Source organism: Kosakonia sp. MUSA4, from assembly GCF_013085925.1.
GTDB lineage: Bacteria > Pseudomonadota > Gammaproteobacteria > Enterobacterales > Enterobacteriaceae > Kosakonia > Kosakonia sacchari_B.
This window is the reverse complement of sequence record NZ_CP025697.1, coordinates 5,512,895-5,535,021: the sequence shown is the minus strand read 5'-3', so window position 1 is coordinate 5,535,021 and position 22,127 is coordinate 5,512,895. Positions and strand designations below refer to the sequence as shown.

The window sequence follows — 22,127 nt, the reverse complement described above, 5'->3', positions numbered from 1 at the left end:
CTTGCCCTGTATTCATCACGGCGAGGCATTCATGACCATCACCACCGACACGACACTTTTAAATGACCCGCGACGACAGGCGGCACTGTTGTACTGGCAGGGGTTTTCCGTGCCGCAAATCGCGGAAATGTTGCAGACCAAACGCCCCACAGTTCAGAGCTGGAAACAGCGCGACGGCTGGGAGGACACCGCCCCGTTAGACCGGGTGGGGAACACGTTAGAAGCGCGGTTAATCCAGATTTACTCCAGGCCGGAGCTGACCGCGCACGACTTCAAGGTCGCTGACTTTCTGGCGCGCCAGATGGAGCGCTTTGCGCGTATTAACCGCTACGGGCAGACCGGCAACGAGGCCGATCTCAATCCGAACGTGGCGAACCGCAACAAAGGGGATCGCAAAAAGCCGAAAAAGAATTTTTTCAGCGAGGAGGCCATCGAAAAACTGGAGGAAATTTTCTTTGACCAGTCCTTCGCCTATCAGCTTGGCTGGCACAAGGCCGGGCTTGAGCACCGCATCAGGCACATTCTCAAATCCCGCCAGATTGGCGCGACGTTTTATTTCGCCCGCGAGGCGCTGTTACGCGCCCTGAAAACCGGCCATAACCAGATATTTTTATCCGCCTCAAAAACGCAGGCGTATGTGTTCCGCAAATACATCATTGCGTTTGCCCGGCTGGTTGATGTTGACCTTACCGGCGACCCGATTGTCATCGGCAACAACGGCGCGGAATTGCTGTTTCTCGGCACCAACTCCAACACCGCGCAGAGCCACAACGGCGACCTGTATGTCGATGAGATTTTCTGGATCCCCAACTTCCAGCGACTGCGCAAAGTGGCGTCGGGCATGGCCTCACAAAAACACCTGCGCACGACCTATTTTTCGACGCCGTCCTCGCTCGGTCATGGCGCTTATCCGTTCTGGTCAGGCGAACTGTTTAACCGGGGGCGCGCCAGCGCCAGCGAGCGGGTTGATATTGATATCAGCCATGCAGCATTAGCGCGCGGCGTGGCCTGCGCAGACGGGCAGTGGCGGCAGATTGTCACCATTGAGGACGCGCTCGCCGGGGGCTGTACCCTGTTTGACCTCGACGCACTGCGCCGGGAGAACAGCGCAGACGACTTCCGCAACCTGTTTATGTGCGAGTTCGTTGATGATAAGGCGTCGGTGTTCCCGTTCGAGGAACTACAGCGCTGCATGGTTGACAGCATGGAGGAGTGGGAAGATTACGCGCCCTTTGCCGACCGGCCATTTGGTCAGCGCGTGGTGTGGATTGGTTACGACCCGTCACACCGTGGCGACAGTGCCGGTTGCGTGGTTATCGCGCCGCCGCTGGTTGCCGGGGGTAAATTCCGCATTCTGGAGCGCCACCAGTGGAAGGGAATGGATTTTGCCACACAGGCCGAATCCATTCGCGCGCTCACGCAAAAATACAACGTCGAATACATCGGGATTGATGCGACCGGGCTCGGTCAGGGCGTCTTCCAGCTTGTGCGCTCCTTCTACCCGGCAGCGCGCGATATTCGCTACACCCCGGAAATGAAAACCGCAATGGTGCTGAAAGCGAAAGATACCATCACGCGCGGTTGCCTCGAATACGACGTCAGCGCAACCGACATCACGCAGTCGTTTATGTCCATCCGCAAAACCATGACCAGCAGCGGGCGCAGCGCCACCTATGAGGCCAGCCGCACCGAAGAAGCCAGTCACGCCGATCTCGCCTGGGCGACCATGCACGTACTGATTAACGAACCGCTGACCGCCGCGAGCGGCCAGTCCTCATCCTCAATTCTGGAGTTTTATTAATGGCAAAACGCAACAGGCGTCAGCACACCCAACCGCGCCAGCATACCGCCGCACCCGCGCAAAGTATGGAGGCGTTTACCTTCGGCGAACCGGTGCCGGTGCTGGATAAACGCGATATCCTGGATTACGTTGAGTGTATCGATAACGGCCAGTGGTACGAGCCGCCGGTCAGCTTTTCCGGGCTGGCGAAAAGCATGCGCGCTGCCGTTCACCACAGCTCGCCGATCTACGTCAAACGTAATATTCTGGTGTCAACCTACATCCCGCATCCGCTGTTATCCCGGCAGGATTTTACCCGCTTCGCGCTTGATTACATGGTGTTTGGCAATGCGTTTATTGAGCAGAGCCGGAGCGTGACAGGCAGGCCGCTAAAATATGAAACCTCACCGGCCAAATACACCCGGCGCGGCGTGGAGCAGGATACCTACTGGTATATTCAGAATTACACGAAGCCACATCAGTTTGCGCCCGGCTCGGTGTTCCACCTGCTGGAGCCCGATATTAACCAGGAGCTTTACGGGATGCCGGAATATCTGAGCGCGCTTAACTCGGCCTGGCTGAATGAATCGGCGACGCTGTTTCGCCGCAAGTATTACCAGAACGGCGCGCATGCGGGTTACATCATGTATGTAACCGACGCGGCGCAGAGTAGCACCGATGTTGAGGCGCTGCGCAAAGCGATGCGTGATTCGAAAGGGCTCGGCAATTTTAAAAATCTGTTTTTCTACGCGCCGAACGGAAAAGCCGACGGGATTAAAATCGTACCGCTGAGTGAAGTCGCCACCAAAGACGATTTTTTCAACATCAAGAAAGTCAGTGCCAACGACCTGCTGGACGCGCACCGCATCCCGTTCCAGTTGATGGGCGGCAAACCGGAAAATGCGGGCTCGATCGGCGACGTTGAGAAGGTGGCAAAAGTGTTTGTGCGTAACGAACTGATGCCGCTGCAAGCCCGCTTTCTTGAGCTCAATGAATGGGCGGGAGAGGAGATCATCCGGTTCCAGAAATACAGCCTCGACACCGACGACGCGTAACCCACCGCAGCCGCCGCAGGGCGGCTTTTTCATGCCCCTCGCCAGAGCCCGCCAGAGCTCCCACACGACGCGCTGCCGTCTCGCTTCCTCGTCACACGCCCTCGCGCCCTGCGCGCGGCTGGGGCGCGCTCAGGCGCGGGAAAATAAATAAATTACCGGCCTCAGCGCGCAGTGCTTTCCCCGCCTCGCCTGCCCGCTTTGTGGGTCGGTTTTAATGCAGTTGCAACAGGTCATCGGATCCTTGCCAGAACTGGCCTTGATCCTCATTCAACAAAAGATAAAACAAATGCGAAATGACGCACCTGATGCATGCGCCGCAGAATTTCGCGGTAAGGCATGTTGATTAGCTTCTGTCGCGCGTTAAATGCCGGTAGATTTTTTTCGTTAAAAAAATGGCGAGCACACCCAGCAAAATAGAAGCTAAGCCCAGAAAAATCAGTAATGAAAGGAGATGACTGAACAGCCCTCCGAAGCTTGTGAAATCACTCAGCCGGGCAAACTGTTCCGGTGTCAGTACGCGAATCACGATTTCAGGAATAGTTAGAAAGAAAACAATCACCACCAGAACATAAATGGTCGCCTTACCGCTTTTTTTCATTATCTTCCTTGCCCCTTCTGACGATGATGATCAATTATTGACTCGTTAATGTTATATCAAGGGAAATTAAAATGGCAGAAAGCTACTTAAAAATGAAGGCTCAGTCTGACAGACAGATGGCCTTAGCGTTAACAAAAGCATTACGAGAAATACAAGCAACCAATATGAGCACTATTGAAAGTTTGAAACTCGGCACGCAGCGTTTGATCAACTATGGTTCGTGCTTAATACCAGATGATTACTACCGCAACACCTGTCGTGAGTTAATGAATGAAGACCGACGGCTCGTATTGGCTCTTGCTGAAATCTATAACCGAAATGATGTTGCTCTCGATATGGTTGAGATCTATTTTCGGAAAACTCTTAAAAAACTTGGTGCACAAAAGAGTACAAATCTTGCAGAATTCCTCAAAAAAGAATTAGGGGACAAGGCTTATGAATACGCAGAAAAATCCAGTAAATTAGCGCTATCCTTGACTATCGCAAAGTTGGTAATCAGTAGTGGTGACTTTCAGGAATCCCATATTAAAATGGTGAATTCATTGTCATCGATGTATGTTAACGGTGCCATAATATATTCAAAAGCACAAATAGCGGCAATGGCAGCTAACAAACTCAAATTTCAGGACGCAACATATTATCAGGATCTGTACAAAGAAAACCTTGAGATGCTTTACTTTCTTATTGAACCGCAAATGACAAAGATAATTTATCAAGTAGAATCAGGCGGCAACAATGAAGAAATAATCGGTGATGCTTTGTATGAGCTATTAAAAAGATGAAGCGAGCAATTTTATGGTTTCTACAATCATATATTTATTATATCCCTTTGATAGCTATCGTGGCGGGGGCTTATATATTCGCTCGTTTCATACCTGACTATTTCGGCATCCTTACCTTTATATGGATTATTATCGTTACATATTTCTATGTGAAATATAATAGATGGTACTGATAGCCATGTGAAAGAACTATCGTCTATTTATTGTTTCTGGCGTTAAAACAGCGACAAGTTGGGATCGTCCGCGGCCGTTAAAAATTCTGTATTCCTAACCTCAGCGGCCTTTTTAACTACCAAAAAACCATTCCTTCATTCATCGACACAGGGCGCTCACTGCCGAAGAAAAATGCATCCTTATAAGGTTGTCCGAGCAAGTAACCATCGACGTATTCTTTGAGTCCCTGGAAAACACCCAGCCATTTTCCGCTCCCCCACCTCTCCAGCCCGCGTTAAGGGGCGGTTTAAATACAGTTGTAACACTATTCAGGATCCGCATTAGCTCTGGTGGAGATCATAAGAAAAATGAATATAACTCTCATTCAAAACAATGCACCTGATTCATGCACGATGCAAAATTGACAAAACTACAGGATAATCAAATACAAGCTAAATAATCAACACTATTATAGTGAATTGCGTCACATCATTTTTATACCTCATATTCACCTTGAATATATCGTATGTGAGGAGTAGATCTCTTCTGGTAGAGTGAAATCATAATAGTTCAACCATTTAAATTTACACATAGCATATATTGATAAGATGAGGAGTGAAAATGGAACTTAAACTAAAAAACGTTACCAGCTATTCAAAGGATAGTTTCACAAATATCAATCTCACTAAAAAAATAAATATATTTTATGGCCATAATGGGTGTGGAAAGTCCACAATTTCAAACTATTTTTATAATACAACCCATGCTGACTACATCGAGTGCCAGTGCTCATTAATCGAAAACTACAGACCTTTAGTCTACAATTCAAAATTTATAGAAGATAACTTCTACAATACAACACAGCAAAAAGGGGTATTTACTCTAAGCAAAGAAAACGCTGATATAGAAAAACAACTACTTGAAAAAGAGGAGTTAAAGACAAGTTTAACAAGCCAATACAAAGAAAAAAAACTTGAACAAACCAAGCTAATCGCGGAAAAAGAAAAAGAGGACGATAGGTACATAGATTTGGTTTGGACAAAAACTGACTTTGTAAGATCGTCTAATTTAAAAATACTGATGAGAGGATCAATAGGAAGCAAGAAAGATTTTTTTAGCCAAGTAAAAAAAACAAATCGAGTCACGGAAATTAATCTGAGCACACTCATAAACGAATACAATAATTTACTAAAGCATAAAAACAATGAAATTCCATCCCTACCACCTTTTTCTAATTATATAATTTCAGTTGAAGATCAAGAGCTATTATCCACTCAAATCATAGATAAAAGTAATAGTTACCTTTCAGAAACAATCAAGAAACTTCAGAATCTTGATTGGGTAAAGAAAGGGAAAGATTATTACCTAAGCGGTGACTCCTGCCCATTTTGCCAACAAAACACCATAACTAATGAATTCCTGGCGGCTATAGAGTCTATTTTTGATAAAAGTTATTCAGACAAAGTCAATCAAATACATCTAATTAAGTCGGCTTATGAAACGGGTACAAAAGCTCATTTTCAAAAAATACATCAGGCTATTCTGGCTTGCGAATTAATCAGCGACAATGAAAAAGAAAAGAGTATATCTTACTTAACAATACTGGAGGCAATCGCAGATAAAAACCTGGAATTAATTTCCGAAAAAATCACAAACCCATCCACAACAATAAAATTAAACCACGACAATGAAATAGAAAATAAAATAGCATCAACATTAATAGAATACAATAAATCTATTAATGATATAAACCTTAAAGTCAAAAAATTTAAGGAAAGCGAGAACGCTATAAAAAGACAAATATGGGGGGCAATAAGAGACCTTTGCCATCCTGAATTTGAGTCACTTTCAAAATACGAAGAAAGTTACGAAGATAGTTTTGAAAAACTACAATCTCAAATGAAAGAAATAGCAAAAAAAGGTCAAGAAAACAATCAAGAAATAGCAAAACTACGTTCTCAAATATCTAATATCGATTCAACCATAGACTCTATAAACTTGCGACTAAAAAGCCTAGGCATTTATGGATTTAGCATAAAAAAACACTCAGGCAGCGAAGACAAATATATAATCTCCAGATCTGAAAACACTGAACAAGAAAATGTATATAGATCTCTCAGCGAAGGGGAGAAGACCTTAATTACTTTCCTGTATTTTTTAGAATACTGCAAAGGCAGAACTGATAAAAATGATAATGATGCACGCGACGCATTAATCGTAATAGATGATCCAATATCAAGCCTATCACAAAATTATGTTTATGACATTGCTTCAATAATACACCATGAACTTATTAAAAATGATTCAACCAAAAAAATAATAATACTTACACACAACCTTTATTTCTTTCATGAACTTATAAAGTTAGCACCAAAAAGCAAAGATGATAAGTTATTTAAACGAGACTATTACCTCGGAAGAATAACAAAAAATAACTTTAGCTTAATTACAGAAATAGATAAAAATAGTGTACAAAATGAATATCAGTCACTATGGCAAATATTAAAAGACGCAAGAGATGGGAAAGTAAACAAAATTATAATACCTAATATAATGAGAAATATCTTAGAATATTATTTTGCTTTTGTTCACAGAACAGATTCATTGCAATCAGAATTGTTAAAACTTGCTAATGATGATAATAACAATGATTTTAGAGCCTTTTATAGATACATTAACCGAGGCTCTCATTCAGATGCCGTTAACATTACCGACATGGGAGATATTGCTCCAGAAAAATATATGGAGCAGTTACGCAAAATATTCTCTATGACAGGTGATCAAAAACACTATATAAAAATGATGGACGAGGAAGAGGAAGAAGAAGGTTTAGGAGGTGTTACCGCTTAGGCCGCATATCATCGATTCGGGTAGGAACGACGGTGCTTACGCACCGTCTCCCAGCGCCCGAAGCGGTAGCGGTTGTACTGACGTACATTCACTAGCTTTAACATGAGGTTATCTCCATGCCAGCACTATTGTTGCCAATAGCAGCCTTTACACCCTTTGTATAAAGCTAATACTAAGAGTAATGCGATGTAGATATCCCAAGCGGTAACATGGTTATTCTATGGCAGCAGTTTCCAAAGATCAAAGCCCTTATAACCCCCCAGGCCAGTTAGTAATAACTGGATATTTGAATTTGCGCCCATCAAATATCACAGTTGCACCACGCGCTAAGGTCTCAAGCTCCCATCGCTTCGGCGTTATGCCTTGCTGCGCAAGGTCAAAACGGATGCGAGGCATTTGGTCACGCTCGGATTTTGTCAGCCGTCCTGATGGGGCGACGTCATGCGGCTTTAATGACTCACCGCTTCTTTGCTGTCGATTTGGTCGTGATGCGCAGTGTTTTAGTGCGCCCCTGAGCGCCGTCACGACCTCAACGTCATTCCAACCGATAACCCCGCTATCAACCAGATTTAACACCGCTGCGGCATGCTCAGACGGTGTGGGGGTCATAACCGGAACGTCACCGCCGGTGAGCTTTCCACAGTTATTGACAGGACTCCGAGGCGCGGCGATGCCACTTTTTAAAGTCAAAGGCTCAACGGCCAAAAGCTTTGGAACAATGCGCCATTCCGATGATCGGGTGACGTGGACATGACGCGCACCGATATGTGGCGCGTAAATTCCTACCACCCGCTCAATATCTTCCTCGTATGCGTTAACCTCATCAGTCACGTTGCGGGCTACGCGCACAGTCTGACTATCTCGCGGGATATTTGCCCCACCCTGTGCGGCGATATATAAATCAAAATCACCACTATCCGCAGCGGCGCGAACCGCTTCGACACGCTCATCAAATTCATCAGCAACGCTAACGCCACGAGGTAATTTTCTCAGCTCGCGATACGCGCCCATTGTCGGCAGGCCAATAGGTTTAAATTGAGGAATACGCCATGTAGACGCCCAGGCTGTCACAGCGGCAGCCGTGTCTTTTAACGGCTTACCGGTATCATGATCGAGCTCGCCATCAAGCGCATAGCCATCGATATTTTTAGCAATGTATTTCGCGATGTAGCCCGCTGCGCCGCCTTTGTTCAGGTGTTTAGCCTGAAAGCGATTACGCTCTGCCCCGCGTTCGTCACCATCCTCTTTGAGGGCATAACGACGCATAATTTCAGTAATTTCTTTGCGTTGTTCTTGTTTGCAAAACAGCATCATATGCCAGTGCGGCGTTCCATCGTGATGCGGCTCGACGACGCGCATACCGTAAACCTGCAAATCGTTATCTTTGAAAGCGGTACGCATCAGGCTCCATATACGGCATAGGTAGCGCTGCCCATCTTTCGGGGTAAAAGCCTCGTCATTCCAGCCGTGATTAAGCTGCACAGTTTTATCTTTACCCTTGCCGACCTGACGCGTCGGATGATATTTCGATGGCGTGGTCAATGTAATAAACATCCCGACATCACCTTCGCCAGCGGCGTAACGCTCAATTCCGGCAATAGTATTCATCAGCTCCATGCGTCGTATCTCAGGGTTAGAAATACTCCCCATGACTTTGCTAATGAGATCGATACGCTCGCCCGTCACCTTATTTTCCAGATCACAGGATTTGAGGTATTCAAGGTTAGCCAGGCGGCGTGTATGTACATCGCGGATTGCGTTTTTGCTGGCATACGGCGAACGGTCTTTATTAACCTCACCGGCAGCAATTAAAAGAGCTTCATGCCAGCGCATACGTTGCGCTTTGAGTTGGTTAATCCACCATTCATCATTAATCAGCCGAGACACAGCGGAAAAAGCCTGGCGGATTGTAATCTGACCTTTGCGGTATTTCTTCCAAAAAAGCGGGGAGATATTGAAAGCACGAGCTGCCCCGGCAACATGACCATAAAGATGCGCCTGCGCCTCATCGGTAAAAAGTGATTCTTTACCACCGTGCGCCTCCGCCCATGCATCACTTAACTCCTCGTACATTACGAAAAAAAGCGAAGCAATACGCGCCGCGAATTTTTTCAGCTCCTTATCGTTCATTCCCGGCAAGCGCGCATAAGTTTCGCTTTCCGCCAGAAATAGTAGCGACTCCTGAGTGTTCATTTCGTTGCGCTGGTTTACTCGCTCGATGCGCGGCCATAAACGGCGTAAAAATGTCGATTTGAGAAAATAGAATCCGTGAACCGGGCTTTTGTTGCGCCTGATGTATTCATAGCGCGATATGAAAAGGGAGCGCAAAAAATAAGGCAGGCGGTCAATCCTGGATAAAACGCCTTGCACCTGACGCAACTCGTCACGTGTAAGGGGTCTATCGCGCCCAATAGCATCACGCGGCGCGTTCCATGAGTAAGCACCGGCAAACTCTTTAGTGGTGCCTTTTGCGAATGGTGGTGGCGGTGTAGGGGCGTAACGCCCCCGAACTTCAACGCCCATTTGAACCAAAAGCCGCTAAACATTGCTGACTGAGGCGCTCAACCTGCGTACTTAGTGCCTCAAACGAGCTGGCGTCACCAGTCAAGAGATCGTGATGCACCAAGCCGGAAACGAGCTGGTTTAATTTGGGGTAATAGCCGACAACATCGAGCCACTCCTTACCGGCATTCTTACCTGTTTCAGCGGTCTTTTTTTCCTGCAAAATAAATTGAAAGCGATCACTGGTGACGACATAACGTTCGCCAATTTCGATACGAATGCTCATGCGTGTCCCCGATAGTGTTTTGCTTTCGCCTCATGCGCTGACTGACAGTAAACACAGCGAGTAGCAGATGGATAAACTGCACGGCGATCAGCAGGAATCGGAGCGTCACATTCTTCACAAGCCAACGCAGCAGCGCCGCAGGTTTTTACCCGCGCAGCGTTGACCTGGCGAGCCAGTGACTCGGACTGCCGTTCTTGAATGTGATCCATATAATCTGGCATTGATTTAGTTCCTCTATCTGTTCAGTTTTTTAAACTCACTGGCGCAATAACCAGTTAGCTCGATAGTTAATTTCGATAATTCATCAACGGTGGTGATTTGCTTATGAAAAACGGCGCGTTTCACAAGCAAACTGACCACATCCGTCAGGAGGTTTAATTCACTCGAATAAATAGCGATAATTGACTCTGTCATCGCTCCTGTTTTTTTATCGTGCTTAAGATCGGCAAGCGATAATTCACCGTTTTTCATAACCGCAATCTTTAGCCAGTTATTAAGCAATACGGCGTGCATCAGAGACATTAAAGAGATTCTCCGCGAGAAAGGCCGATATTATGAAACTTGATAGATTCCTGACTTAGTAACTCAACAATCTCAACGCGTGATAACTCAGCGCCAGCTATATGACGGATTAAGCCGTCAAGGTGAGAGGAAAAGCGCGTAGCCGCATCGGCCTGTGCTTCGGCTCTGGCCTGCTGCAACATTAGTGAAAATTTACCGCACTGCTTTCCTGTTACTGTATGCATGACTTTCTCCAGACAAAAAGAAGCCCCGCACAATTAAGTGCGTTAAAATTTACCGTTAATTATTTAATGCAGATATTGCTCGGGTTTTACCGAGGTTAAAATTGTTGGCGCATATTCAAATAAATTAAATAGCTCACGCAATGCGCGAAACAAGGCATCACGCCAATAACAGGAGTCTTCATTAATACGCCAGTAAGGCTGGTTAAATTCTTCCTCTGTTAATCCTGCATGCATAAACAATGTGCGACGCTGACTAATGGTTAATCGGCCAATATATTTAACCAGGCTAATCCCAACCTGACGGAATCTTGAAAATGCAGAGCGTAATTCATCAATAGCAGTTATCAGACGTTCACGATCAACATCGTTCATTTCTTCAAAACGCATCGTAGCGTGACGCTGTTTTAACTGAGCGTGGAAGCAGACAGTTAAGCGCTCACGCTCCATCATCTGATTATAAAAATCACAAGAATCCTGCCAGCGAGGCGCGGCCAGATATTTGCTGACCAGGCTGCGCAAACCGGCAGGCTGTGCTGACACGATACCGAGCGTCATTACAGGCATTTCCAGAACCTCCACGATTTCAGGAAAGCAAAAATAGCGCTTAAAGCACTCGTTTTTTTAGTGCGAATGATGATGCCCTTTCGCCCTCTGCCGTGGGTTATAGTGAAATCTATCGCCCCTGTGCTTTCATTACGCAATAACTGAGCTATGCAACGTGGTTCGTTCATAATCAAAGCCCCATCCAAAGCAGCCAGGCATCACGTTGCTCGACCGGACGGTTGTAAAAAGCTTCGCGAACTGCGCGGTTAAACTCTGGGATGAAAACCCACTTTTCACCGGCGCGAGCATTCGGTTTACTCGGATCGCGCAGCTCAATAACAGGCAGCTTGTTAGCCTTAACCATTTCGGCAACAGCCGTTTTAGGCTTGCCTAATAACTCCGCAAATTTCTCGGTATGTACCGCATCCAGCGGATACTGGATCACATAATCATTAGCTTCCATCTGTGCTACCCTCTCTTGATCCAACCCTCCCAAAACCGTTTAGAGCCGTTTTGGCGGTTGGTTTTTTACGCCCCGGAAGGTTTCCCTATGGATACCTTTCGGAGGGAATATAGTCTCCAAAGGGAAACCATGTCAATGACTATGGGACAAAAACTAAAAGCCATAAGAAAGGCTGAAGGTTTAACTCAGAAAAAATTCTGTGAAATTAGCGGAATAGCGCTCAGCACATTGAAGAACTACGAGGGGGAATACAAAACACCAGGCTTGCAGGTGCTGCTACAAGTAACAAACACACCTCAGTTTCAGAAATACACTTTATGGTTAATGACTGACAAAACTGCCCCGCAAGCTGGTCAAATAGCACCGGCTATCGCACACAATGGGCAAGAGTCAGCAACCTCGAACCCCTCAGAGAAACAGACTGGCTAACTATTTATAAACATTACATTTTCACTATCTGTTTTCAGGACAGTGAAAATTGCGCCGGAGGGCTTTCTTATGGCAATTAAGAAGCTCGATGATGGTCGCTATGAAGTGGACATTAGGCCGCGCGGGCGCGAAGGACGTCGCATTCGCCGGAAGTTTGAAAGAAAAGCAGAAGCTATCGCATTTGAGCGCTACACGCTTGCGAACGCTTCCCAAAAGGAATGGGCAGCCCAACGGACTGACAGACGTACTCTAACCGAGCTGTTAGAGGCATGGTGGCAATACCACGGGCAGAACCACGAACACGGAAAAAAAGAGCGAGGGCATTTGCTCAAAACTATCGATGGGCTGGGAGATCTGCCAGTCAGCAGGTTAAGCAAGAAATGCCTAATGGATTACCGCTCATTGCGTTTACGGGAAGGTATTAGCGCAGCAACGATAAATCGTGACATGTACCGGCTATCGGGCATGTTTACTAAGCTGATCCAGTTAGAGGAATTTGCCGGGCAACACCCTATTCATGGTTTGCCGCCACTGGCAGAAGCTAACCCGGAAATGACGTTTCTGGACAAGTCAGAAATTGAAAGGCTGTTAGGAGTATTGACCGGAGATGCTTTGCTCGTTGCCCTCCTCTGCCTTAGCACTGGCGGAAGATGGACAGAGGTCGCCACTCTAAAACCGGCGCAGATAGCCAGTTGCAGGGTCACCTTTTTAAAAACTAAAAACGGCAAAAAGCGAACCGTGCCGATCTCAGCACAGCTTGAAAAGAAAGTGAAAGAGGAAGCCAGCGGGAAGCTGTTCAAAGTTGATTATGAAAAATTTTGCGGGGTCTTACGCAACGTGAAACCTGACATTCCACCCAATCAGGCAACACATATTCTGCGCCACACTTTCGCAAGCCATTTCATGATGAACGGGGGAAATATTATTGCCCTGCAACAGATTCTCGGGCATGCAAGCATTCAGCAGACAATGGCCTATGCGCACCTTGCTCCTGACTACCTGCAAAATGCTGTCGCATTGAATCCTCTTAACGGAGGAGTGACGGTATAAATCATCTCTCTGAGTGTCCACATTGTGTCCACACTCAGAGGGTTTTGAAACCGTTCCATACCGTTACAGCTTTTTCTAAGTTGCTGTTTTATTTAGAATGATGTGTAAGTAATTGATAAAAAAAACCCCCACATCATGTGGGGGAAGACAGGGATGGTGTCTATGGCAAGGAAAAACAGGGGTTGTTACCTGGTACTACTGCTACTTAACTCGGTCATCGGTGAACTTTGCTGCATTTGCGCTACGCTGCGTAACTGGTTCATCCGTTGTTGATGCTTCTGGTTCAAAACCGCTTGCTGCTCCGGCGTGAGCAGGTTGTACATCTGGTTGCGCACTCTGGCCATTTCAACCTGACGAGCTACCTGTTCCTGCGCCATTTTTTCTGCCTGAGCGCGCACAGCGTTTTCATCAAATTTTTCTGCGATGACAAGGCGATGCATTGTCTCCATTTCGCTAACATTAACAGGAGGCTGATCGTGCCGCGCCTGTCGCATGAGATCCCGCATCTGTTGACGCTGGTGTTCCGTTAAATTAATACCGTCAAACATATGGCTCTGAACACTGCGCTGCGCAAATCCCTCAGTCGGGTGCCAGTTATCGCCTGTTTCAACGTCAGCAGCACGACTAACAGTGCTTAACGCCAGCGTTGAGGCCATGACGGCAGCGGTAACGATGCGCATCATTTGCTCCAGTAACCTTTTCATCTCTCGATTCAACGATAATGAGTCTACGATTCAGGCTGCAAACATGCGTCAGGGGGTGTAAAACAACGTAAAGTCATGGATTAGCGACTCTTGATGACGTAATTTCTGCCTCGGAGGTAGTTAAACAATGAATAAAATCCTTTTAGTAGATGATGACCGAGAGCTTACATCCTTGTTAAAGGAGCTACTCGACATGGAAGGTTTTAACGTGCTCGTTGCCCATGACGGAGAGCAGGCACTCGACCTCCTCGACGACAGCATCGACTTGCTTTTACTCGATGTCATGATGCCGAAGAAAAACGGTATCGACACACTTAAAGAGCTACGCCAGACACACCAGACACCGGTAATTATGTTAACTGCGCGCGGCAGCGAGCTCGATCGCGTCCTTGGCCTTGAGCTGGGCGCGGATGACTATCTGCCGAAACCCTTTAACGATCGTGAACTGGTCGCGCGTATTCGTGCGATCCTGCGCCGTTCCCACTGGAGCGAGCAACAGCAAAGCAGCGACAACGGTTCACCCACGCTGGAAGTGGATGCGCTGAGCCTCAATCCGGGTCGCCAGGAGGCCAGTTTTGATGGGCACTCACTGGAACTTACAGGCACTGAATTTACCCTGCTCTATCTGCTGGCTCAGCATTTAGGCCAGGTGGTTTCACGTGAACATCTGAGCCAGGAAGTGCTGGGTAAACGCCTGACGCCGTTCGATCGCGCCATCGACATGCACATCTCCAACCTGCGCCGCAAATTGCCGGATCGCAAAGATGGACATCCGTGGTTTAAAACCCTGCGTGGTCGCGGTTATTTGATGGTCTCCGCTTCATGATAGGAAGTTTGACCGCCCGCATCTTTGCCATTTTCTGGTTAACGCTGGCGCTGGTGCTAATGTTGGTGCTGATGGTGCCGAAGCTGGATTCCCGTCAAATGACGGAGCTTCTGGACAGCGAACAGCGTCAGGGCGTGATGATTGAACAGCATGTTGAAGCAGAACTGGCAAATGACCCGCCGAACGACCTGATGTGGTGGCGCAGGTTGTTTCGCGCTATCGACAAATGGGCGCCGCCGGGTCAACGCCTGCTACTGGTCACCAGCGAAGGGCGCGTCATTGGCGCCGAACGCAACGAAATGCAGATTATCCGCAACTTTATAGGCCAGGCGGATAACTCAGACCATCCGCAGAAGAAAAAGTATGGCCGGGTTGAGATGGTTGGGCCTTTCTCCGTTCGCGACGGAGAAGACAACTATCAGCTCTATCTCATCCGCCCTGCCAGCAACTCACAATCTGACTTTATCAATTTGCTGTTTGACCGCCCGTTACTGCTGCTGATCGTCACCATGCTTATCAGTTCGCCGTTGCTGCTGTGGCTGGCGTGGAGCCTGGCGAAACCCGCGCGTAAACTGAAAAACGCGGCGGATGAAGTCGCCCAGGGCAACCTGCGACAGCACCCGGAGCTGGAAGCCGGGCCGCAGGAATTCCTTGCCGCCGGAGCCAGTTTTAACCAGATGGTGACCGCGCTGGAACGCATGATGACCGCCCAGCAGCGCCTGCTGTCCGATATCTCCCATGAGTTGCGCACGCCGCTGACGCGTTTACAGCTTGGTACTGCGCTGCTGCGTCGTCGCAGCGGTGAAAGTAAAGAACTGGAACGTATCGAAACGGAAGCACAGCGGCTGGACAGCATGATCAACGATCTGCTGGTGATGTCGCGCAATCAGCAGAAAAACGCGCTGGTCAGTGAAACCGTGAAAGCCAATCAGATGTGGAACGAAGTGCTGGATAACGCCGCCTTCGAAGCGGAGCAGATGGGCAAATCGTTCACGGTGAATTTCCCGCCAGGTCCGTGGCCGCTGTACGGTAACCCCAGTGCGCTGGAAAGCGCGGTGGAGAATATCGTGCGTAACGCACTGCGCTATTCGCACAGCAAAATCGAAGTGAGTTTTGCGGTGGATAAAGACGGCATCACCATTAACGTGGACGATGACGGCCCCGGCGTCAGTCCGGAAGATCGGGAACAGATTTTCCGTCCGTTCTACCGCACCGACGAAGCGCGCGATCGTGAATCCGGCGGCACGGGCCTCGGGCTGGCGATTGTCGAAACGGCTATTCAGCAGCATCGCGGCTGGGTGAAGGCGGACGACAGCCCGCTTGGCGGGTTACGCTTAACGCTCTGGCTACCGCTGTACAAACGCGCCTGATAAAAACGCCCTCTCATCGCAGAGGGCGTTTTTTTATTTTCCCCACAGTCGGCGCGACTGATCCTCAATCTTGCCGTGAGTGCGTCGATTCTGCATGGTACGCGTCCAGCTCGCCGACAATCCCGCAGCCGAAAGCAGACGGTGATACTGTTCATCATCAAACGGCTGAAACCACGCAATCGCCGCCGCGTCATACACGCTGACATCACTGACCCTGGAGAGCAGTTCAAGCGGCGCTTCTGCCGATACTTTCCCCGCAGCAACCACACGATAAAGCCAGCCGACGCGGCCGCTGGCCTGCATCTGTGCGGAAATGTCGCTAATGCCGAAATGGAAGTTAAGTTTGAAGCAGGGCGAGCGCGGCTGCGTCACCTGAATCAGCGTATCGCCCCAGCGAAAAATATCGCCAATAAACACGTTCTGCTCGGTCAGCCCTTCCGTTGATAGGTTCTCGCCAAACGCTGGCGCGCAAAACAGCGCGGCCTGCTCCGGGAACATCTGTGCCCAGTGAGCATAGTGTTCACGCGGATAGTGGCACAACGCGCGATCGGTGCCGCCGTGGTAACTTTTTTCCGCCTGCTCGTCACCCGCGATGCCCAGCTCCGTGAGAATTAGCTCGCCTTCCACCTGCAATTTCGCAATCGCGCTTGGCCGACTGCCGTCATAATCCCTTATTTTTCCAGTAAAAACGTCTACCTGATATTGCATGTTCCCTCCGCCCGCTCGTCGTCATCACGCTATTACATCACATTTGTTTGCTGACCTAACCTGCAAAAATGCGACATTCATGCCGATCCGCACCGACCGGGCGTGCTATCACTTAACACAGTATTTGAAACGCAATTTCATTAATCAAGGAGGTTACAACGTGATCCGCGAAACATCTTTCTCCGGTGTCTGGTGCCCTTCCATCACGCCAATGGACAACGAAGGGAAACCTGACCTTAACGCGCTGAGCCAGCATATCGCCCGGCTGGCAGCAGCGAAAATCGATGTGGTGTTGCTGATGGGCAGTATCGGCGAGTTTGCCTCCTTCTCGCTGGAAGAGCGGCTACTGTTGATTCGTGAAGCGCGCGGCATGTCGCCGATAACCATGGTAGCCAACGTCTCCTCGACCTGCTTTAACGATATTCTGTGGATGGCTGATGAAGCATACCGCACCGGCTATGACGCGGTTATGGTGCTGCCGCCTTACTATTACGGGCAAACGCAAAATCAACTGTTGAGCTACTTCCGCGCGCTGGGCAAAGCGATAAGCGGCAAATGGTTCGCCTATAACTTTCCGGCACGTACCGGCTGCGATCTGACGCCGGAGCTGGTCGCCACGCTGGCCGCGGAATTCCCGGATTTTGCTGGCATCAAAGATACCGTCGATTGCCAGTCGCATACCCGTAATATGATTCAGGCCACCGCGCAGGTGCGTGAGGATTTTGCCGTGCTGTGCGGCTACGACGAGTACTTTATCCCCAACCTGCTGGCAGGCGGCGCGGGCGTTATTTCCGGGCTGAATAATGTGATGCCGGAACTGTTTGTCCAGGCGCGGGAGGCGTGGCGACAGGGCGATTTGCCGACGCTGCACGCAATCCAGCAGGAAATTGGCAAATTTATGGCGATCTACGCCATTGGCGACGACTTCGTTACCACCATCAAAACCGTGGTTTCACGCAAGTTTGGCTACTGTACGCCGGTTTCACGCAATTTTGGCGGCACGTTGAATGAAGCGCAGTGCCAAATTATCGATCGGGTGTTTGGGATTTGACCATGACGGGAAAGTGACTGCATTGCCGGATGGCGCTGCGCTTATCCGGCCTACATTCCGGTCGAGGGTTTTGTAGGCCCGGTAAACGTAACGCCATCCGCCTACACTTCGGTCGGGGGGTTTTGTAGGCCCGGTAAGCGTAGCGCCACCGGGCAAACCGTTATTTCACCGCGTTACGCATCACCACTTCCGCCTCTGCTGCTTTCACCTTGCGCGACCAGACGGACGTTAAAATCGGCACCAGAATCGACGTGACAATCACCGAGGTTGCCACCAGCGCGGTTGCGGCTGGCGCCATCGATTTAAAGTCCGGCACCATTTCGGCGATCAGCACCGGCGTTGCCACTGCCGCGCCCGCAGAACTGGAGGCCGCCAGCCCTGCCGTACCATCGCCGCCGCCAATCAGTTTATCGGCGATAATCAGCGGAATACCGGTCATCACAATCACCGCCAACCCCAGCAAAATCCCCAACAAACCGGTCTGCGCAATCACGCTTAAATCAATCGTGTTACCCAGTGCGAAAGCAAAGAACGGGATCAGCGTCTGCACCGCTTTGTTGAAAAATTCCCGCAATTCCGGATCCAGATTACCCAGCGCGAACCCCACCAGGAAAGGCAGCACCGCGCCGACAAACACGTGCGGCTCGAACGAGGCAATTCCCGCTGTGCCAAGGATAATCATCGTCATCAGCGGGCCGGATTCCAGCGACATCAACACGAACGCACCGGCTTCCTCTTTGGTGCCGTACTGCTGCATGATTGACGCATACAGCCCGCCGTTCGTCATATCCATCGATGCCACCAGCGCCAGCGTCGATAACCCGGCAAAAAAACCCGCCTCCACACCGTGTTCAGGAATCAACCGTGAGGCGACAGCAGCCACCACCCAGGCAACCGCAATTTTGGTCACCACCAGCGTGCCGGACTTACGCAACACCGTGCCGGTAGCGCTCAGTTTGATGGAAGCGCCCATACAGAAAAACCACACCGCCAGAATTGGCACCGTACCGGTAATCATGCCGTTAGTGAATGAACCAAAGTACTTTCCCGCGCCGGGCGCAAAAGTATGGCAGAGAGCACCAATGAACAAAGGAACCAGCATCATCCCGCCAGGGATTTTTTCGATTGCACGCTTGATTTGCATATCTTCACCTGTCAAAAAACGTCCGATTTTTTGAGCGCTGACCCGCTATGTTTGCGGGACAACAGCAGCGCGGATGAAGAGAGGGTAGATCGGCTCTGGCGGAAGAAAAGTGATCAAACAACCATAACAAAACAATATTTCATTATTTTCAGATCAACGTTCCTTTTAGTTTTTCGCGTTAGAAATGACGTAAAAAAACCCCGACGGCGAGGCCTGACGGGGTTTTGACTCACGCTAGCGCGAGGGGGAAAGCAAACTTATTTTTTCGCCGCGAAACGTGCTGCAGCTTCGTCCCAGTTCACTACGTTCCAGAACTCTTTGATGTAGTCCGGGCGGCGGTTCTGGAATTTCAGGTAGTAAGCGTGTTCCCACACGTCCAGACCCACGATCGGGAAACCGGACGCGCCAGAGATCGCTTCACCCATCAGCGGGGAATCCTGGTTAGCGGTAGAAACTACTGCCAGTTTGTCGCCTTTCAGCACCAGCCAGGCCCAACCGGAACCAAAGCGAGTGGCGGCCGCTTTTTCGAATTCAGCTTTGAAGTTGTCTACGGAACCGAAATCACGCTCGATAGCCGCTTTCAGATCGCCCTGCAGGGTGGTGCCTTTTTTCAGGCCTTTCCAGAACAGGCTGTGGTTAGCGTGACCGCCTGCGTTGTTACGCAGAACGGTTTTTTTGTCTGCCGGCAGTTGATCCAGCTTGGTGATCAGTTCTTCAGCTGACTGGCTGGCGAACTCCGGCAGGCTTTCCAGCGCGGCATTCGCGTTATTTACGTAAGTCTGGTGATGTTTAGTGTGATGGATTTCCATCGTCTGCTTGTCGAAATGAGGCTCAAGGGCATCATACGCGTACGGCAGAGCGGGCAGTGTATAGCTCATTTTCATCTCCATTATTGTCTGGCGGCATATATGTTAATGCCGAGTAAGCAGTCGGATCATTATAGTTAATTAAATGATATTGAAAATGTTTATCAATGCCGTAGTTTTAATAAGGTTATAACTTTTGGTTATGTTATTGAAATTGTGAAGCTGCTCACCTCCATCACGCGCTCATTGCCAGCTCGCCGTCTATCGCGGCAAACGCCTCAAGGTTAATCTCCTGAGTGATTTTTACACTCATCAGGTCGGCTGCTCGTATCCCGACGATAAAAACAAAGAGGATGAGAAAATGAGTAACGCGATTACGATGGGTATTCTTTGGCATTTGATAGGTGCGGCCAGTGCAGCCTGTTTCTATGCCCCGTTCAAGAAAGTTAAAAATTGGTCCTGGGAGACCATGTGGTCAATCGGCGGCATCGTCTCCTGGTTGATTCTTCCCTGGACCATCAGCGCGCTGTTACTGCCTGATTTTTGGGCCTATTACAGCTCGTTCAGCGCTTCCACCCTGCTACCGGTCTTTCTCTTCGGCGCAATGTGGGGAGTCGGGAACATCAACTACGGCCTCACCATGCGCTACCTCGGCATGTCGATGGGCATTGGCATTGCCATTGGCATTACGCTGATCGTCGGTACGCTAATGACACCAATCATCAACGGTAATTTTGACGTTCTGATCAACACCGATGGCGGTCGCATGACGCTGCTTGGCGTGCTGGTTGCGCTGATAGGCGTCGGGATTGTGACCCGCGCAGGCCAGCTGAAAGAGCGCAAAATGGGCATTAAAGCCGAAGAGTTCAACCTGAAAAAAGGGCTGACGCTGGCGGTGATGTGCGGCGTGTTCTCCGCCGGCATGTCCTTTGCCATGAACGCCGCCAAACCGATGCACGAAGCCGCTGCGGCGCTGGGCATCGATCCGCTCTACACCGCCTTGCCAAGTTATGTGGTGATCATGGGCGGCGGCGCGCTGATTAACCTCGGTTTCTGCTTCATTCGGCTGGCAAAACTGAAAAACCTGTCGGTAAAAGCCGACTTCTCGCTGGCAAAACCGCTAATCATCAGCAATATTCTGCTCTCGGCGCTGGGCGGTTTGATGTGGTATCTGCAATTCTTCTTCTACGCCTGGGGCCATGCCCGCATTCCGGCGCAGTATGACTACATCAGTTGGATGCTGCACATGAGCTTCTACGTGCTGTGCGGCGGCATTGTCGGGCTGATCCTGAAAGAGTGGAAGAACGCCGGACGTCAGCCGGTGAGCGTGCTGAGCCTTGGTTGCGTGGTGATCATTGTCGCCGCCAATATCGTCGGCCTCGGCATGGCGAACTAATCAGGCAGCAACCCGGCTACGATGACGCCACTGACCTGGCGTCATCCCCACTTCCCGGCTAAACACCACCGAAAAGTAGTTACTGTCCTCAAACCCGCACTGCATGGCGATTTCGCCGATCATCTGCTCGGAATGCTGAAGCAAATACTGCGCATGGCAGATGCGCAACTGGCGCAGGTAGTGGTTGATGGTCATCCCGGTCTGGGTGCGGAATTGCTGGCGCAGCGCGCGCTCGCTGCACTGCTCCTGCTCGCAAAACTGCTCCAGCGCAAAGCTGCGATTCAGGCTGCCGGAGAGCACGGTAATTAGCTTATCAAGCAGCGTCTCACTGTGCGTCGCCGCAAGGTTATCGATAGCAAAACGGTGGCGTTTGAGCGTCATCACCAGTTGGGCAAACAGCGTTTCCGCCATCATATTCGCCAGCGGATCGGCTTTGGCGCTCTCATGCTCCAGCTGCGCAATCACCTGCCGCGCCTGCGCCATGCCGGTGCTGCCAATCCGCCAGTGCGGCGTTCTTGCCGTACCGTTAAGGCCGGGAATATGCGCCGCCCAGTCGAGGTTAAGCGTCAATCGATCCGGGCAGTAGATGATATTTTGCAGCACCAGATCGTTGACCGAGGCGTAAGAGTGGCAATCTTCGGCGCGGATATAAAACAGGTCGCCGCGCGTGATGCGGTAAGGGCGGTCATTCAGCACATGCAGGCCGTTGCCGCGCCACACCATCACCAGTTCGCAAAACTCATGAGTGTGTTCAGCAAAGACATTTTGCGGATAGCGATCGGCCACCGCTACCGCTTGTCCGGCGCGGGGAAAGAAATCCGCTTTGCGAAGAATCAGTTGGCCTGCCACACACTCACCTCTGCCTTGAACAACCTGAAATTATTA

Annotated in this window: 23 protein-coding genes; 10 read left to right on the top strand and 13 right to left on the bottom strand. The window is 49.6% G+C overall.

Annotated elements, in window-relative coordinates; translation table 11 throughout:
- Positions 1-31: 31 nt before the first annotated feature.
- Positions 32-1,801 carry a terminase ATPase subunit family protein gene (locus C0557_RS26295; RefSeq protein WP_208662530.1) on the top strand — a complete coding sequence of 590 codons (1,770 nt, stop codon included), beginning with the start codon at positions 32-34 and terminating at the stop codon, positions 1,799-1,801.
- Complete coding sequence (locus C0557_RS26290) at positions 1,801-2,835, top strand: phage portal protein (protein ID WP_208662528.1); 1,035 nt, start codon at positions 1,801-1,803, stop codon at positions 2,833-2,835. The genes C0557_RS26295 and C0557_RS26290 overlap by 1 nt, the downstream gene beginning before the upstream one ends.
- Before the next feature lie 343 nt (positions 2,836-3,178).
- Here C0557_RS26290 and C0557_RS26285 read toward each other — a convergent pair whose 3' ends face one another.
- Complete coding sequence (locus C0557_RS26285; RefSeq protein ID WP_007370026.1) at positions 3,179-3,433, bottom strand: hypothetical protein; 255 nt, start codon at positions 3,431-3,433, stop codon at positions 3,179-3,181.
- A 71-nt stretch (positions 3,434-3,504) separates the two neighbouring features.
- On the opposite strand from C0557_RS26285, the gene C0557_RS26280 reads away from it, so the two are divergent.
- Both C0557_RS26280 and C0557_RS26275 read left to right on the top strand, forming a co-directional pair.
- Positions 3,505-4,215, top strand: coding sequence for a hypothetical protein (locus C0557_RS26280; RefSeq protein ID WP_208662526.1), 711 nt, complete (start codon positions 3,505-3,507; stop codon positions 4,213-4,215).
- Positions 4,216-4,989: 774 nt separating this feature from the next.
- Positions 4,990-7,218, top strand: a complete 2,229-nt coding sequence (locus tag C0557_RS26275; protein ID WP_208662524.1) for an AAA family ATPase — start codon at positions 4,990-4,992, stop codon at positions 7,216-7,218.
- A 249-nt stretch (positions 7,219-7,467) separates the two neighbouring features.
- On the opposite strand, the gene C0557_RS26270 is transcribed toward C0557_RS26275, so the two are convergent.
- The 7 genes from C0557_RS26270 to C0557_RS26240 form a co-directional block, all read right to left on the bottom strand.
- The gene (locus C0557_RS26270; RefSeq protein ID WP_208662521.1) at positions 7,468-9,741 is read right to left on the bottom strand and encodes a replication endonuclease; all 2,274 of its coding nucleotides are present in this window, start codon (positions 9,739-9,741) and stop codon (positions 7,468-7,470) included.
- Positions 9,731-10,006, bottom strand: coding sequence for a DUF5405 family protein (locus C0557_RS26265; protein ID WP_208662519.1), 276 nt, complete (start codon positions 10,004-10,006; stop codon positions 9,731-9,733). Before C0557_RS26265 ends, C0557_RS26270 begins: the two co-directional genes overlap by 11 nt.
- A complete protein-coding gene (locus C0557_RS26260; RefSeq protein ID WP_208662516.1) occupies positions 10,003-10,227 on the bottom strand; it encodes a TraR/DksA C4-type zinc finger protein in 225 nt (74 codons plus the stop codon). Before C0557_RS26260 ends, C0557_RS26265 begins: the two co-directional genes overlap by 4 nt.
- Positions 10,228-10,240: 13 nt before the next feature.
- Positions 10,241-10,528 carry a DUF5405 family protein gene (locus C0557_RS26255; RefSeq protein ID WP_208662514.1) on the bottom strand — a complete coding sequence of 96 codons (288 nt, stop codon included), beginning with the start codon at positions 10,526-10,528 and terminating at the stop codon, positions 10,241-10,243.
- Positions 10,528-10,752 carry a DUF2732 family protein gene (locus tag C0557_RS26250; protein WP_007369287.1) on the bottom strand — a complete coding sequence of 75 codons (225 nt, stop codon included), beginning with the start codon at positions 10,750-10,752 and terminating at the stop codon, positions 10,528-10,530. The genes C0557_RS26255 and C0557_RS26250 overlap by 1 nt, the downstream gene beginning before the upstream one ends.
- Positions 10,753-10,815: 63 nt before the next feature.
- The gene (locus C0557_RS26245) at positions 10,816-11,316 is read right to left on the bottom strand and encodes a replication protein B (RefSeq protein ID WP_208662507.1); all 501 of its coding nucleotides are present in this window, start codon (positions 11,314-11,316) and stop codon (positions 10,816-10,818) included.
- Positions 11,317-11,485: 169 nt separating this feature from the next.
- Complete coding sequence (locus C0557_RS26240) at positions 11,486-11,758, bottom strand: Cox family DNA-binding protein (protein WP_007369289.1); 273 nt, start codon at positions 11,756-11,758, stop codon at positions 11,486-11,488.
- A gap of 135 nt (positions 11,759-11,893) precedes the next feature.
- Between C0557_RS26240 and C0557_RS26235 the strand changes: the two genes are divergently transcribed.
- A complete protein-coding gene (locus tag C0557_RS26235) occupies positions 11,894-12,187 on the top strand; it encodes a helix-turn-helix domain-containing protein (protein WP_035942304.1) in 294 nt (97 codons plus the stop codon).
- Positions 12,188-12,256: 69 nt separating this feature from the next.
- Entirely contained in the window at positions 12,257-13,237 is a 981-nt protein-coding gene (locus C0557_RS26230) for a tyrosine-type recombinase/integrase (RefSeq protein ID WP_208662499.1), read from the top strand.
- Positions 13,238-13,422: 185 nt separating this feature from the next.
- Here the strand turns inward: C0557_RS26230 and cpxP are convergent, their stop codons facing one another.
- On the bottom strand, positions 13,423-13,917 hold the full coding sequence (cpxP, locus tag C0557_RS26225; RefSeq protein WP_074780171.1) for a cell-envelope stress modulator CpxP: 495 nt from the start codon (positions 13,915-13,917) through the stop codon (positions 13,423-13,425).
- A 151-nt stretch (positions 13,918-14,068) separates the two neighbouring features.
- Between cpxP and cpxR the strand changes: the two genes are divergently transcribed.
- The gene (gene cpxR, locus C0557_RS26220; RefSeq protein WP_074780174.1) at positions 14,069-14,767 is read left to right on the top strand and encodes an envelope stress response regulator transcription factor CpxR; all 699 of its coding nucleotides are present in this window, start codon (positions 14,069-14,071) and stop codon (positions 14,765-14,767) included.
- A complete protein-coding gene (gene cpxA, locus C0557_RS26215; protein WP_007369293.1) occupies positions 14,764-16,137 on the top strand; it encodes an envelope stress sensor histidine kinase CpxA in 1,374 nt (457 codons plus the stop codon). Before cpxR ends, cpxA begins: the two co-directional genes overlap by 4 nt.
- Positions 16,138-16,170: 33 nt before the next feature.
- Here the strand turns inward: cpxA and yiiM are convergent, their stop codons facing one another.
- On the bottom strand, positions 16,171-16,845 hold the full coding sequence (yiiM, locus tag C0557_RS26210) for a 6-hydroxyaminopurine reductase (RefSeq protein ID WP_208662496.1): 675 nt from the start codon (positions 16,843-16,845) through the stop codon (positions 16,171-16,173).
- 160 nt (positions 16,846-17,005) lie between these two features.
- Between yiiM and C0557_RS26205 the strand changes: the two genes are divergently transcribed.
- Positions 17,006-17,896 carry a dihydrodipicolinate synthase family protein gene (locus tag C0557_RS26205; RefSeq protein WP_208662494.1) on the top strand — a complete coding sequence of 297 codons (891 nt, stop codon included), beginning with the start codon at positions 17,006-17,008 and terminating at the stop codon, positions 17,894-17,896.
- A gap of 160 nt (positions 17,897-18,056) precedes the next feature.
- Here C0557_RS26205 and kdgT read toward each other — a convergent pair whose 3' ends face one another.
- Both kdgT and sodA read right to left on the bottom strand, forming a co-directional pair.
- Positions 18,057-19,040 (bottom strand): 2-keto-3-deoxygluconate transporter, encoded by a 984-nt coding sequence (gene kdgT, locus C0557_RS26200; RefSeq protein WP_208662492.1) that lies wholly within the window; start codon positions 19,038-19,040, stop codon positions 18,057-18,059.
- 257 nt (positions 19,041-19,297) lie between these two features.
- Positions 19,298-19,918, bottom strand: a complete 621-nt coding sequence (gene sodA, locus C0557_RS26195; RefSeq protein ID WP_208662490.1) for a superoxide dismutase [Mn] — start codon at positions 19,916-19,918, stop codon at positions 19,298-19,300.
- A 289-nt stretch (positions 19,919-20,207) separates the two neighbouring features.
- Between sodA and rhaT the strand changes: the two genes are divergently transcribed.
- A complete protein-coding gene (gene rhaT, locus C0557_RS26190) occupies positions 20,208-21,242 on the top strand; it encodes an L-rhamnose/proton symporter RhaT (protein ID WP_208662488.1) in 1,035 nt (344 codons plus the stop codon).
- Here the strand turns inward: rhaT and rhaR are convergent, their stop codons facing one another.
- On the bottom strand, positions 21,243-22,091 hold the full coding sequence (gene rhaR / locus C0557_RS26185) for an HTH-type transcriptional activator RhaR (protein WP_208662486.1): 849 nt from the start codon (positions 22,089-22,091) through the stop codon (positions 21,243-21,245).
- Positions 22,092-22,127 lie beyond the last annotated feature (36 nt).

What these genes read in the sequence shown, in the direction of transcription:
- C0557_RS26295 (WP_208662530.1), top strand. Translation starts at nt 32, where the DNA reads ATGACCATCACCACCGACACGACACTTTTAAATGACCCGCGACGACAG.
- C0557_RS26290 (WP_208662528.1), top strand. Translation starts at nt 1,801, where the DNA reads ATGGCAAAACGCAACAGGCGTCAGCACACCCAACCGCGCCAGCATACC.
- C0557_RS26285 (WP_007370026.1), bottom strand. Translation starts at nt 3,433, where the DNA reads ATGAAAAAAAGCGGTAAGGCGACCATTTATGTTCTGGTGGTGATTGTT.
- C0557_RS26280 (WP_208662526.1), top strand. Translation starts at nt 3,505, where the DNA reads ATGGCAGAAAGCTACTTAAAAATGAAGGCTCAGTCTGACAGACAGATG.
- C0557_RS26275 (WP_208662524.1), top strand. Translation starts at nt 4,990, where the DNA reads ATGGAACTTAAACTAAAAAACGTTACCAGCTATTCAAAGGATAGTTTC.
- C0557_RS26270 (WP_208662521.1), bottom strand. Translation starts at nt 9,741, where the DNA reads ATGGGCGTTGAAGTTCGGGGGCGTTACGCCCCTACACCGCCACCACCA.
- C0557_RS26265 (WP_208662519.1), bottom strand. Translation starts at nt 10,006, where the DNA reads ATGAGCATTCGTATCGAAATTGGCGAACGTTATGTCGTCACCAGTGAT.
- C0557_RS26260 (WP_208662516.1), bottom strand. Translation starts at nt 10,227, where the DNA reads ATGCCAGATTATATGGATCACATTCAAGAACGGCAGTCCGAGTCACTG.
- C0557_RS26255 (WP_208662514.1), bottom strand. Translation starts at nt 10,528, where the DNA reads ATGTCTCTGATGCACGCCGTATTGCTTAATAACTGGCTAAAGATTGCG.
- C0557_RS26250 (WP_007369287.1), bottom strand. Translation starts at nt 10,752, where the DNA reads ATGCATACAGTAACAGGAAAGCAGTGCGGTAAATTTTCACTAATGTTG.
- C0557_RS26245 (WP_208662507.1), bottom strand. Translation starts at nt 11,316, where the DNA reads ATGCCTGTAATGACGCTCGGTATCGTGTCAGCACAGCCTGCCGGTTTG.
- C0557_RS26240 (WP_007369289.1), bottom strand. Translation starts at nt 11,758, where the DNA reads ATGGAAGCTAATGATTATGTGATCCAGTATCCGCTGGATGCGGTACAT.
- C0557_RS26235 (WP_035942304.1), top strand. Translation starts at nt 11,894, where the DNA reads ATGACTATGGGACAAAAACTAAAAGCCATAAGAAAGGCTGAAGGTTTA.
- C0557_RS26230 (WP_208662499.1), top strand. Translation starts at nt 12,257, where the DNA reads ATGGCAATTAAGAAGCTCGATGATGGTCGCTATGAAGTGGACATTAGG.
- cpxP (WP_074780171.1), bottom strand. Translation starts at nt 13,917, where the DNA reads ATGCGCATCGTTACCGCTGCCGTCATGGCCTCAACGCTGGCGTTAAGC.
- cpxR (WP_074780174.1), top strand. Translation starts at nt 14,069, where the DNA reads ATGAATAAAATCCTTTTAGTAGATGATGACCGAGAGCTTACATCCTTG.
- cpxA (WP_007369293.1), top strand. Translation starts at nt 14,764, where the DNA reads ATGATAGGAAGTTTGACCGCCCGCATCTTTGCCATTTTCTGGTTAACG.
- yiiM (WP_208662496.1), bottom strand. Translation starts at nt 16,845, where the DNA reads ATGCAATATCAGGTAGACGTTTTTACTGGAAAAATAAGGGATTATGAC.
- kdgT (WP_208662492.1), bottom strand. Translation starts at nt 19,040, where the DNA reads ATGCAAATCAAGCGTGCAATCGAAAAAATCCCTGGCGGGATGATGCTG.
- sodA (WP_208662490.1), bottom strand. Translation starts at nt 19,918, where the DNA reads ATGAGCTATACACTGCCCGCTCTGCCGTACGCGTATGATGCCCTTGAG.
- rhaT (WP_208662488.1), top strand. Translation starts at nt 20,208, where the DNA reads ATGAGTAACGCGATTACGATGGGTATTCTTTGGCATTTGATAGGTGCG.